General features: G+C 58.9%; 9 protein-coding genes. 1 reads left to right on the top strand and 8 read right to left on the bottom strand.

Annotation, left to right across the window (positions count from 1 at the left end; genetic code table 11):
- Positions 1-254: 254 nt before the first annotated feature.
- From JFT87_RS20010 to JFT87_RS19980, 7 genes are all read right to left on the bottom strand, one after another.
- Positions 255-1670: a sigma-54 interaction domain-containing protein gene (locus JFT87_RS20010; protein ID WP_201204015.1), complete on the bottom strand. Its 1416-nt coding sequence runs from the start codon at positions 1668-1670 to the stop codon at positions 255-257.
- Between the two features lie 141 nt (positions 1671-1811).
- Positions 1812-3386 carry an ABC transporter ATP-binding protein gene (locus JFT87_RS20005; RefSeq protein ID WP_201204013.1) on the bottom strand — a complete coding sequence of 525 codons (1575 nt, stop codon included), beginning with the start codon at positions 3384-3386 and terminating at the stop codon, positions 1812-1814.
- 27 nt (positions 3387-3413) lie between these two features.
- Positions 3414-4436 carry an ABC transporter permease gene (locus JFT87_RS20000; RefSeq protein WP_201204012.1) on the bottom strand — a complete coding sequence of 341 codons (1023 nt, stop codon included), beginning with the start codon at positions 4434-4436 and terminating at the stop codon, positions 3414-3416.
- A complete protein-coding gene (locus JFT87_RS19995; RefSeq protein WP_201204011.1) occupies positions 4436-5497 on the bottom strand; it encodes a microcin C ABC transporter permease YejB in 1062 nt (353 codons plus the stop codon). The genes JFT87_RS20000 and JFT87_RS19995 overlap by 1 nt, the downstream gene beginning before the upstream one ends.
- On the bottom strand, positions 5497-7365 hold the full coding sequence (locus JFT87_RS19990; RefSeq protein ID WP_201204010.1) for an extracellular solute-binding protein: 1869 nt from the start codon (positions 7363-7365) through the stop codon (positions 5497-5499). Before JFT87_RS19990 ends, JFT87_RS19995 begins: the two co-directional genes overlap by 1 nt.
- Positions 7366-7501: 136 nt before the next feature.
- Positions 7502-7783, bottom strand: a complete 282-nt coding sequence (locus JFT87_RS19985; protein WP_201204009.1) for a peptidylprolyl isomerase — start codon at positions 7781-7783, stop codon at positions 7502-7504.
- 96 nt (positions 7784-7879) lie between these two features.
- Entirely contained in the window at positions 7880-8749 is an 870-nt protein-coding gene (locus JFT87_RS19980; RefSeq protein ID WP_201204007.1) for an esterase/lipase family protein, read from the bottom strand.
- Between the two features lie 334 nt (positions 8750-9083).
- Here JFT87_RS19980 and JFT87_RS19975 point away from each other — a divergent pair, with 334 nt between their 5' ends.
- Complete coding sequence (locus JFT87_RS19975; RefSeq protein WP_201204005.1) at positions 9084-10277, top strand: hypothetical protein; 1194 nt, start codon at positions 9084-9086, stop codon at positions 10275-10277.
- Between the two features lie 46 nt (positions 10278-10323).
- On the opposite strand, the gene JFT87_RS19970 is transcribed toward JFT87_RS19975, so the two are convergent.
- The gene (locus JFT87_RS19970) at positions 10324-11400 is read right to left on the bottom strand and encodes a 3-deoxy-7-phosphoheptulonate synthase (RefSeq protein WP_201204003.1); all 1077 of its coding nucleotides are present in this window, start codon (positions 11398-11400) and stop codon (positions 10324-10326) included.
- Between the last annotated feature and the right edge of the window lie 413 nt (positions 11401-11813).

Genomic DNA, 11813 nt, shown 5'->3' with positions numbered 1-11813 from the left:
TGAAACGGGTCTGGGAGCGGGTAAAGCCAGATCTGTGCCAGATGCGTAAGCTGTTGATCTATAAGCTTTTAAATTGGTTCTATGAAGAGTTGTTCAATGGTTTGTCTCCGTTTGGAGACTTTGTTGGCAGACCAAGAGATCGCAGCCTCCGGCACCCCCTGCATCGGCAGTATGTGAACCCCTTGTAGGCGCTGCCGAAGGCTGCGATCTGTTGATCTCGAAATGGCCAATCTCAAATAAGAGATAAAGTCTCGTTATTGAGACTCTGCAATCCCCAACGTCAGCATTTTCTTGTACAGCGTCGAGCGCCCCAGTCCCAGTCGAGCCGCAGCCTCCGGTACCTTGCCCGCGCATTGCACGAGGGTGGACTGAATCAGTTGTCGGTCAAAACGCTCGCGCGCCTGCGCAAATGTCTCGTTAGTCAGCGGCTCAAGCATCGGCGTCGACGCACGCTCAACCGGCGTAAACGTACCAATCGCCGCCCGGATATCCGCCGCATTCAGCATCAAGTCATCACTAAGCAGCGCTGCGCGTTCCAGCACGTTGCGCAACTCGCGAATGTTCCCCGGCCAGGCATGTTGACCCAGCAACTCCTGCGCTTCGCGGTTCAGCTCATGCTGACTGCGCAGTTCTTCAAGGATCGCTTCGCTCAAGGCCGGAATATCGTCGAGCCGGTCGCGTAGCGGCGGAACGTGGATCGGCAGCACGTTGAGGCGGTAGTACAAATCGGCGCGAAATTCGCCGCGTTTGATCGCCGCTTCCAGGTCCGTTGAGGTCGCGGCAATCACCCGCACATCACTCTGGATCACTTCGTTGGAGCCCACCGGCTCGAATTCTTTTTCCTGCAACACCCGCAGCAACTTGCTTTGCAGGGGCAGCGGCATGTCGCCGATCTCATCAAGAAACAACGTGCCGCCCTGGGCGATCTGCAATTTGCCGATCCGGCCTTTGCGGTCCGCGCCGGTAAACGCGCCGGGGGCGGTGCCGAAGAACTCCGCCTCCAGCAATGATTCGGGAATCGCCGCGCTGTTGATGCTGACAAACGCCTTGTGCGCCCGTGGCGAAGCGCCATGGATCGCCTGGGCCAGCAGCTCTTTGCCGGTGCCGGTTTCACCGAGCAGCAACACCGGCGACTCGGCGCTGGCACTGCGCCGGGCCCGGCGTTTAACTTCCAGGCTGGCGGCGCTGGTGCCGATGAAATGAGCAAAGTTGTACTTGGCTTGCCGCGCGCGCAGCAGCGAACGGGTGGACGCCAGTTCTTCCTGCATGCTCAGGTAGCGCTTAAGCATCGGCGACAGGCTGCGCAATTCGTCGAACAAGGCGAAGCCGATGGCACCGATCACCGCGCCGGCATCGTCATGAATCGGTAGGCGCATCACCACCAGCGGTTCTTTGGGGGTGTCCTGCATGTCCAGCAGGATCGGCCGGCCAGTGCGCACCACCTCGCGCAGCAGACTGCCGGGGATCACGCTTTCGCAGGCTTTGCCGATCGCGACTTCTGCCGATGCCAGGCCGAAGCGCCGGGCGTAGCGTTCGTTCATCCAGACGATATTGGCGTCGCGGTCGACAATCACCGTGCCTTCGCTCGATTGCTCGATGATTTCGAACAACGAACGGATCGCCAGCATGCGAACGCGCTGGTAGTCCTTGAGGCTTTCGGTGGTGTTCATGACGGCAGATCCTGATGGTGTGTTGCCAATGCCGGCCTCATCGCGAGCAGGCTCAATCCTGCATTTGAAATGCATTCCCTGAAGGCGCGAGCCTGCCCGCGATAGAGGCGACTCGATCCCAAGGCAGGCGCGAGAGGATGCCTAACCCTGATGCGCCGCCGCCAACAGCTCTTTGGTATACGGATGCTGCGGCGAATCGAACACGTCGTGGCTGGCCCCGCTTTCCACCACTTTGCCATCCTTGATCACGATCATGTCGTGGGCCAGCGCTCGCACCACCGCCAGATCATGGCTGATAAACAGGTACGTCAGGCCATGCTTTTCCTGGAGGTCGCGGAGCAGGGCGACCACTTGCTTTTGCACGGTACGGTCCAGGGCCGAGGTCGGTTCATCCAGCAGGATCAGCGCCGGCTTGAGCACCAGCGCCCGGGCGATGGCGATGCGTTGCCGTTGGCCACCGGAGAACTCGTGGGGATAGCGGTGACGGCTTTGCGGGTCGAGGCCGACTTCTTCCAGCGCCCGAATCACTTCGGCTTTGCATTCTTCAGCGGTCAGTTGGCTATGCACCTCCAGCCCTTCGCTGATGATCTGCGCCACGGACATCCGAGGGCTCAAGCTGCCGAAGGGGTCCTGAAACACCACCTGCATCTTCTTGCGCCACGGCCGCAGTTGCTTTTGCGTGAGACCGTCCAGTGCCTGGCCTTGAAAACGAATACTGCCTTCGGAGTCGAGCAAGCGCAGGATCGCCTGGCCGAGGGTGGACTTGCCCGAGCCGGACTCGCCAACAATGCCCAAGGTCTTGCCGCGTTGGACATTCAGGCTGATGCCATCCACCGCGTGTAAATAGGTCTTGCGTTGGAACAGCCCGCCGCCAATGGCGAATCGTACTTGCAGGTTGTCAACTTCCAGCACTTTCTCGCGCTCGTCCCGGGGCAAGGCTTCGCCTTCCGGTTCAGCATTGAGCAGCACGCAGCTGTAAGGGTGCTTCGGTTCGGTGAACAGCGTTTCGCAAGAGGCCTGTTCGACGATTTCCCCGGCCTTCATCACGCACACGCGCTGGGCGATGCTGCGTACCAGATTGAGGTCATGACTGATCAGCAGCAGCGACATGCCGAGCCGCTGTTGCAGGGATTTGAGCAGCAGCAGGATCTTGCGCTGCACCGTCACGTCCAGCGCCGTGGTCGGCTCGTCGGCGATCAACAGTTCTGGTTCACAGGCCAGGGCCATCGCGATCATCACCCGTTGCCGCTGACCGCCGGACAGTTGATGGGGGTAGGCCTTGAGCCGCTCCTTGGGTTTCTGGATGCCGACCAGTTCCAGCAGTTCAAGAATTCGCGCTTGCGCCACTTTGCCGGCCAAGCCTTTGTGCACCAGCAAGGTTTCGCCGATCTGCTTTTCGATGCTGTGCAGCGGGTTCAGGGAGGTCATCGGTTCCTGAAAGATCATCGCGATCCGGTTGCCGCGTAACTGACGCAAGACCTTGGCATCGGCACCGACCAGTTCCTGGCCGCGATAACGAATGCTGCCCGTGGTTTCGGTGCCCAGTTCCGGCAGCAGTTGCAGGATCGAATGGGCCGTCACCGATTTGCCCGAACCCGACTCGCCCACCAGCGCCAGACACTCGCCGGGGCGGATGTCCAGGCACAGTTTGCGCACCACGGTCTGGCCACTGAAGGCCACGCTGAGATCACGGATTTCGATCAGGTTGTCACTCATATCAATCGCCCGGCTCATAGTCGTGGATCAGGATCTTGGGTCGAAGGCATCACGCAATGCCTCGCCGATGAACACCAGCAAAGAAAGAATCAGCGCCAGGGTGAAAAACGCCGTCAGGCCCAGCCACGGCGCTTGCAGGTTCTGCTTGCCCTGGCCGATCAGTTCGCCCAATGAAGCGCTGCCTGCGGGCATGCCGAAGCCGAGAAAATCCAGGGCCGTCAGGGTCGAAATCGCACCGGTGAGGATGAACGGCAAGTAGCTCAGCGTTGCGTTCATGGCGTTCGGCAATATGTGCCGGACGATCACTTTGCGATCGCTCAGGCCCAGGGCCCGGGCAGCTTTGACGTATTCCAGGTTGCGTCCGCGCAGAAATTCGGCGCGTACCACGTCCACCAGGGCCAGCCAGGAAAATAGCGCCATGATCCCCAGCAGCCACCAGAAATTCGGTTCGACGAACCCCGACAGAATGATCAGAAGATAAAGCACCGGCAGCCCGGACCAGACTTCCAGCAAGCGCTGGCCCAGCAGATCGATCCAGCCGCCGTAATAGCCTTGCAGCGCACCGGCGGCAATGCCGATCAACGCACTGACAAATGTCAGCATCAAGGCAAACAGAATGGACACCCGCGCGCCGAAAATCACTCGGGCCAGCACATCCCGCGCCTGGTCGTCGGTGCCCAGCCAGTTGACCTTCGTCGGCGGGCTCGGCGCGGGTTTATTCAGGTCGTAGTTAGGTGTGTCGTCACTGAACGGGATCGGCGGGAACAGCAGCCAGCCGCCGTCCTTCTGGATCAGCTTCTGTACGTAATCACTGCGGTAGTCGGCCTGGAACGGCAGTTGCCCGCCGAACTCCTGCTCGGTGTAGCGCTTGAATGCGGGGAAGTACAACGAGCCCTGGTAACTGACGATCAGCGGCTTGTCGTTGGCGATCATCTCGCCGCCGAGGGTCAGCAGAAACAACCCGATAAACAGCCACAGCGACCACCAGCCACGGCGGTTTTTCTTGAACCGTTCAAAACGGCGCCGGCCCAGCGGCGAGAGCTTGAACATCAGGCATTCCTCGCGGCGAAGTCGATGCGCGGATCGACCAGGGTGTAGCAGAGGTCGCCGACCAGTTTTATCAGCAGGCCGAACAACGTGAAGATGAACAACGAACCAAACACCACCGGGTAGTCCCGTGACACAGCTGCTTCATAGCTCATGCGGCCGAGTCCATCGAGGGAGAAAATCACCTCGATCAGCAACGAGCCGGCAAAGAACACGCTGATAAACGCCTGGGGAATCCCCGACACCACCAGCAACATCGCGTTGCGAAACACATGGCCGTACAGCACCCGGCGTTCGCTCAAGCCTTTGGCTCGGGCGGTGACCACGTACTGGCGGGTAATTTCATTGAGAAAGGAGTTTTTGGTCAGGATGGTCAGGGTGGCGAACCCGCCAATCACCAGCGCCGTAACCGGCAACACCAGGTGCCAGAAGTAATCGGCGATTTTGCCCACGGTCGACAGCGACTCGAAGTTGTCCGAGACCAGCCCGCGCACCGGGAACCAGTTCAGCGATGTGCCGCCAGCAAACACCACGATCAGGAACATGGCAAACAGGAACGCCGGCATGGCGTAGCCGATGATGATCGCGGTGCTGCTCCAGATATCGAAATGGCTGCCGTGATGCACAGCTTTGCGAATCCCCAGTGGAATCGATACCAGGTAGGTAATCAGCGTGGCCCAGAGCCCGAGGGAAATGGTCACCGGCATTTTTTCCAGGATCAGGTCGGTAACCGTGGCGCCGCGGAAGAAGCTCTTGCCAAAGTCCAGCCGCGCGTAGCTTTTAAGCATCAACCACAAGCGTTCCGGTGCCGGTTTGTCGAAACCGTACTGTTTTTCGATCTCTTTGATCAGTTGCGGATCGAGGCCTCGGCTGGCTCGGGAACTGCCGTGCAAGGTCTCGCCGGAACCTGCGCCGATACCGGCGCCGCCGATGCCTTGCAAGTGCGCGATCGCCTGTTCCACCGGGCCACCGGGGGCGGCCTGGACGATGACGAAGTTGACCAGAAGAATGATGACCAGCGTCGGAATAATCAGCAGCAGGCGCCGCAGTATGTAAGCCCACATCAGCGCGGCCCTCCGGATTTGCCGCGCTTGATCAGTTCGGCGGTCATCTGTTCGTTGGTCAGCGGGGTGGAACTCACTTCCCACCAGCTCTCGATGGCTTCGTCATTGCTCGCTTGCACGCTGGGAATGCCGAAGCGATTCCACCACACGGTCGAACTGCCGGGTGGGTAATAGTTGGGAATCCAGTAGTAGTTCCATTGCAGTACCCGGTCCAGGGCATGGGCGTAGCGCAGCATGTCGGCCTGGGTGGTGGCGCGGACCAGGCCGCTGACCAGCGTATCGACCGCCGGGTTCTTCAGCACCATGTAGTTGTTGGCGCCGGGATCGTTGGCCGCGGACGAACCGAAGTAGTTGACCAGTTCGCTACCGGGGGAGGTGGTCACCGGGTAACCGGTGATGACCATGTCGTAGTCTCTGGACATCAGGCGGTTGACGTACTGGGACGAGTCGATGCGCCGAATGTTGAGGTCGATGCCGATCTGTTTCAGCGTGCGCTTGTACGGCAACAGCAATCGGTCGATGCCGTTCTGGCTGGTGAGGAAGGTAAAGCTCAGCGGCTCGCCCTGGGCATTCACTAGTTGATCGCCGTCGGGTTTCCAGCCGGCCTGTTCAAGCAAGTCCAGGGCCTGCAATTGTTTGTCGCGGATATTGCCGCTGCCGTCAGTCTTCGGTGCTTCGAAGACCTGGGTGAAGACTTCGTCGGGAATCTGCCCGCGCAACGGTTCGAGGATTGCCAGTTCAGCTGCATCCGGAAGCTTGCGCGCGGCGAGGTCGGTATTGGAAAAGAAGCTCTGCTGGCGGATGTACAGGTCGCGCATCATCTGCCGGTTGCTCCATTCGAAATCCCAGAGCATGGCCAGGGCCTGGCGGACACGGCGATCCTGGAACATCGGGTTTTGCAGGTTGAAGACGAAGCCTTGGGCAGTTTGCGGGGCTTCGGTGGCCAAGTGAGCCTTTTGCAGGCGACCGTCGCTCAGGGCCGGGCTTTCGTAACCGATGGAGTAACCGGTGGCGGAGAACTCGCGGTTGTAGTCGTAGGCACCACCGCGCAACACCTGGCGGGCGACGTCGGTATCGCCAAAGTACTCGAGGCTAAAATGATCGAAGTTATATAAGCCACGGCTGACCGGCAGGTCCTTGCCCCACCAGTCGGCGTTGCGCTCAAACGTGATGCTGCGTCCGGCATCGACTTTGCTCACTCGATACGGGCCGCTGCCAAGTGGTGGCTCGTAACCACCGCCGCTGGCGAAGTCGCGGGTTTTCCACCAGTGCTCGGGAAAAACCGGCAGCGTCGCGATGTCCAGGGGCAGGGTACGGTTCTCGTTGCTCTTGAAGTCGAACCGAACGGTTGATGGCGACTCGACTTCGACGCCTTTGACGTCGGCGAACTGGGTGCGATAGCGCAGGCTGCCTTGGGTCATCAGCAAGTCGAAGGTGTAGCGCACGTCCTCTGCGGTGATTGGCGTGCCATCGGCGAAACGGGCCTTGGGGTTCAGGTAGAAACGCAGGGACAACCCGTCCTCGGCGCGCTCCATTTTCTGTGCTACCAGGCCATACACGGTATAGGGTTCATCGAGCGAGCGCTGAGCCAGGGGAGAATAGAGCAGGCCATCGATCTGGGTCACGCCGATGCCCTTGTCGATGTAGGGCAGGACATGGTCGAAATGACCGATTTCAATGGCCGAGCGCCGCATCGTGCCACCCTTGGGGGCTTGCGGGTTGGTGTAGGCGAAATGACTGAAACCAGTGGGATATTTCGCCGGTTCGCCGTACACGGTCAACGCGTGTTGCGGTGCAGCATTCACACCAGCGGCATTCAACAGCAGTGCCACGGCAGTGAATATCAAAGTGGGGAAAACCAGTCGCATTGTCAGCCTTAGAGCCGGGTAATCGATAACCACAATTTGTACGCTAGCGGCGCGTCACTCGCCAGCCGAATCACGTAACCAAAACACAACGGCCCACCAAATGGCGGGCCGTTATGCAGAAAACTCAGGTTTCAGATCAGTCCTGACGGCTGGTCACTTCCAGCAGGTGATAACCAAACTGGGTTTTGACTGGGCCTTGAACGACGTTGATCGGTGCGCTGAAGACCACGGTGTCGAATTCCTTGACCATCTGGCCTGGACCGAACGAACCCAGGTCTCCGCCCTGACGGCTGGACGGGCAAGTAGAGTTAGCCTTGGCAACTTCGGCGAAATCAGCGCCGCCTTCGATTTGGGCCTTGAGTTCGCTGCACTTGGCTTCGCTGGCAACAAGGATGTGACGGGCAGTGGCTTTAGCCATGGGAAAATTCTCCATTCAATGTTCAGTAAAGTGCTGAGCCTACCGGATTCAGTAGCCTATTTCTTCTCAAAGTTCCCTTGCCGATGTCGCGCCGTCCTAGAGTTTTGCCGCTTGCAGGCGATAGGCATGTTCTACATAGAGGTCAATCGGATCGGGCGAGACCGCGCCGACAGTCGCTGTGCCGCGCAGACTCGACAAGTGATCGAGCGGAAGGTCCGAGCGGATCACCTCACCCAAGTGGGAACTGAAACGACCGACAAATCCGTCGTTTTGCCCGGCTTCCTTGCTGAAATGCCTGGACATCGCCCGACAGACGATATTGCCCGGATCAAGGCTGTACGAGGCGTGATCCGCCAGGATGCCACTCCAGGAATAGTAGCGAACACCGTCAACCAGTGCCGCCCCGTGGTCTCCCCACGTGGCGGGCAGACCTTGCGGGTACTTGGTGTTGAAACGGCCGACGCCTTCGGTGGTCAGGGCATTGAGTGCTGATAACGCATTTTGCGGCAGGGTCAGATTGCCGCTGATCACGGTCAGAAAATCTGAAAAAGCGGTGGCCACGTTATTGGCGACATGTTCCCGCAGTCGTCCGGGGATAAGTGCCAGTCGCAGGGTGTCGGCCAGTTCAGAACCCTGGTTCGGACCGCTGACCGATGTCACTGACGCAACCCTGTGTGGTGCAAGCGCAGCAGCATAACGTGCGGCGAGTGCACCTTGGCTGTGGCCGATAAGGTTGACTTTGCCAGCTCCTGTGCCTTTGAGGACTCTATCGATTTGCAACAATAACTGCTCACCGCGTACTTCATTGTCATGGGCCGCAGAAAGGTGCGGCACAAACACGCGGTTGCCAGTCGTTACGAGTGCCTCTCGGACCTTGTGGAAGAGCTCGAACTGGCCGATACGCTCGAATCCGAACAGACCATGTACCAGCAAGATCGGGTAGTGCGTTGTGGCATTCCGTTGCATGTCATTTACCTTCTTGCAGGAGTTCTCGGTGGAATCTGTTTGCCACTCTAAAACAGTCATTCACGCGGCGAAGTACGAAGGGGCTTCAGGTGTTGACTGAATCTGGACTAAGAGGTGTACGAATTTTCGGATAATGCTGAGATCCACCTACAAATCTCCCGCCGTCTACTGCAAGGCTAAAGCTGATTTCCTGTTGTTTGCCTACCTTGCTCGTAGTCATTGCCCCTTCTATTCGGCGCATCGGCTGACATCAGTGCGTTGCTCGTTAGCGTTCAATATGGGTTGTCGGCGCGGTGTTTGAAGCGCGCGTTTTTTCCAAGGACTGGAGGCACCGATGACAATGTATGAGGCACACCCGCAAATACCGTCACAGCATCAAAACGATGGATCGTCAGGCGCATCGCGGGAGGGCTGTATTAAGCTCAATAGGCCGGGTTGGCTGAGTTTCAGGGCGGATGAAACCTCTCTGCAGTTTTGTTATCAGGCAGGCGAGGCCGTCGATACCGGTGCGGCAACTGTCCTGCTGCCGCTACCCGTCCTTGAGTCTGTGGCATACGCTGTACTTGATCCTTCTGTGAAGAGAGTCATTGTGCGGATCGCGCCTTATCCGGGCATGACCTGTGGCGACAAGCTGTTACTGCACTGGGAGGGGCTGGATATCGAAGGGTTTGCCTATCAGCACGAAGCTTCCCGTTTCGTCAGTGAGGGGCTGGTAGGCAAGGAAGTCGTATTCGTCATCAAAGGTGTACACGTCGCGGCACTGGATGGCGGATCGCTCGAAGTGTATTGGACGCTTCACAGTGCGATGTACATGGAGCCGGCTAGTTCCGGGCGGCTGCAACTGGATGTGGGAGATGTTCGACCGTATTTGCGTGCTCTTTATATTGACGACACGGTCGCAGGTGTTCTGGATCCCGAAAGATTTCCCGAGGGTGCGCGCGTCACTCTCCAGCCTTATGCGCGCATGGCCGAAGGTGATCGAGTGCTGCTGAGCTGGCAAGGGATCGCGTCGGACGTAGTGTTCAACGATGCGTTGGTTGTTGAAGCCTTTGCAGTCGGAGAGCCTCTGTCGTTTTGGGTGCCACCAGGTTGTTTCGCTGCACACCTTGGTAGCGAAGCGACCGTCCGCTATCGGGTTGAGCCGAAAAACGGCGAAGCGCGCGATTCCGAGCCTGCAAAAATTGTCATCGCTTCACTGATTCGGGGAGCGCTGGACGCCCCGGATGTTCTGGAGGCTCAAGCGGGTATGCTCGACGTGGAAGATTCCACTGACGGCGTTACCGTGGTGATTGGCAATGCCCAGACGCAAGAGGGTGAGCTGGTGTATCTCAAGTGCGATGGTGAGTTGTTCAATCACCGCGACGACCGCGAAATCACCCGCGATTCAGCGGGACAGCCACTGGTTTTCATTGTCCCTCATCGTTTCTGGCGCGAGCATCAAGGGACGACCGTGCGGATAGCCTACTCGGTAGAGCGCTCGGATGATGTAAGTCAGGCATCAGGGGTGACACACGTACGTGTCGAGTAAAGCTCCGATCTTCCGGCGCTGAATGCGCCGGAAGACTTACCTTGAGTCAGCCCCGATTCTGATCTTTCAGGCGTTGCGCAGCGTCCAGCAACAAGCGTTCTGTCGCGCTGAAGCCGAGGCAGCCATCCGTTACAGATACACCGTACTGCAAGGATGAACCCAACGGTTGGCAGCCTTCGAACAGGTGACTTTCAATCATCATGCCGATCAGTGTGCGATCACCTTGCAGTCGCTGTTCGAGCACGTCGTTGAATACTGCTGGCTGGCGCAATGGATCTTTGCCGCTGTTGGCATGACTGCAATCGACCATGATCCGTGCCGGGATCTTCAGTTTGGTCAGGTCGTGGTTAATCCGGGCGACGCTGTCACGGTCGTAGTTAGGTCCGCGATGCCCGCCGCGCAATACCAGGTGGGTATCAGGATTGCCTGGGGTTTGAATGATTGCAGGATGCCCCTGGCTATCGACCCCGAAATGTCGATGGGGGTGAGCTGCCGAGCGCATCGCATCGCTGGCAACCGTGACACCGCCATCGGTGCCGTTCTTGAAGCCCACTGGCATGTTCAGGCCGCTGGCCATTTCCCGGTGGATCTGCGATTCGGTGGTACGTGCACCAATGGCGACCCAACTGAGCAAGTCGTCGAAGTAGCCGGCGGCCATCGGTTGCAACAGTTCGGTGGCAATTGGCAAACCGAGACGAAGCATTTCTCGCATCAGCTCGCGAGACAGGGTCAGGCCACCGGCCATGTCGTCGCTGCCATCAAGGCGCGGATCGTAGGCCAGGCCTTTCCAGCCAACCGTGGTGCGAGGCTTTTCGACGTAGGCACGCATCACCAGGAGCATTTCATCACTGACATCGGCGGCCAGGCGCGCAAGGTTCGCGGCGTATTCGAGGGCTGATTGTGGGTCGTGAATAGAGCAGGGGCCGACGATGACCAGCAGACGGGAATCTTCACCGTTGAGGATCGCGCGGACCGCATCGCGGTGGGCGGCGACTTGCCGGGTCAGGGCGTTGCTGAGTGGCAATTGCTGTTTGAGTTGCAATGAGCTGGGCAGACGCAGAGTCAGCGCTTCATTGGCAGGGCTCAGGGTGGACAGTGGCAGAGCAGAGGCGGACGAGTTCATATTCAGGCTTCCTGGGCTGGCAGCGGGTTCGTTCCCGCGTGCTCGGCCCTACTGGGGTGTTCGACAATTGGCCGGATTGGCTGCGTGTGTGTGCTTGCCACCTGTGGGTGACCGATCGGAGGCGGCAGGCTGTCCCGAGCGGAGGCTGGTAAATCGCCAGGCGGTAAAACTGTCGTAACGGTAATAAGTGGCGTAGTTCATTTTCTAAATCCTCAGATGTTTGGTGTGTCGCTAAAAATGTGCAGGGGCTGAAAAAACAAAACCCCCGGTCGGGAAGCCGACCGGGGGTTGAGAATTCTCTGGTGGCGACCCGTTTAAAGTGGGCGCCGTGTGGGTATCAGGCGCGCCAGTGGCTAAACCAATACCCAAAATAAAAGCTTGCCGGAGCACAAACGTCATTCACCCGGGCAGCC

Origin of the sequence: Pseudomonas sp. TH15 (assembly GCF_016651105.1) — a bacterium.
In the GTDB taxonomy this organism is placed as follows: domain Bacteria; phylum Pseudomonadota; class Gammaproteobacteria; order Pseudomonadales; family Pseudomonadaceae; genus Aquipseudomonas.
This window is presented reverse-complemented; position numbering and strand designations above follow the sequence as displayed.

Excerpts from the sequence above, each read along its gene's own strand:
- JFT87_RS20010 (WP_201204015.1), bottom strand. The coding sequence starts at position 1,670 with ATGAACACCACCGAAAGCCTCAAGGACTACCAGCGCGTTCGCATGCTG.
- JFT87_RS20005 (WP_201204013.1), bottom strand. The coding sequence starts at position 3,386 with ATGAGTGACAACCTGATCGAAATCCGTGATCTCAGCGTGGCCTTCAGT.
- JFT87_RS20000 (WP_201204012.1), bottom strand. The coding sequence starts at position 4,436 with ATGTTCAAGCTCTCGCCGCTGGGCCGGCGCCGTTTTGAACGGTTCAAG.
- JFT87_RS19995 (WP_201204011.1), bottom strand. The coding sequence starts at position 5,497 with ATGTGGGCTTACATACTGCGGCGCCTGCTGCTGATTATTCCGACGCTG.
- JFT87_RS19990 (WP_201204010.1), bottom strand. The coding sequence starts at position 7,365 with ATGCGACTGGTTTTCCCCACTTTGATATTCACTGCCGTGGCACTGCTG.
- JFT87_RS19985 (WP_201204009.1), bottom strand. The coding sequence starts at position 7,783 with ATGGCTAAAGCCACTGCCCGTCACATCCTTGTTGCCAGCGAAGCCAAG.
- JFT87_RS19980 (WP_201204007.1), bottom strand. The coding sequence starts at position 8,749 with ATGCAACGGAATGCCACAACGCACTACCCGATCTTGCTGGTACATGGT.
- JFT87_RS19975 (WP_201204005.1), top strand. The coding sequence starts at position 9,084 with ATGACAATGTATGAGGCACACCCGCAAATACCGTCACAGCATCAAAAC.
- JFT87_RS19970 (WP_201204003.1), bottom strand. The coding sequence starts at position 11,400 with ATGAACTCGTCCGCCTCTGCTCTGCCACTGTCCACCCTGAGCCCTGCC.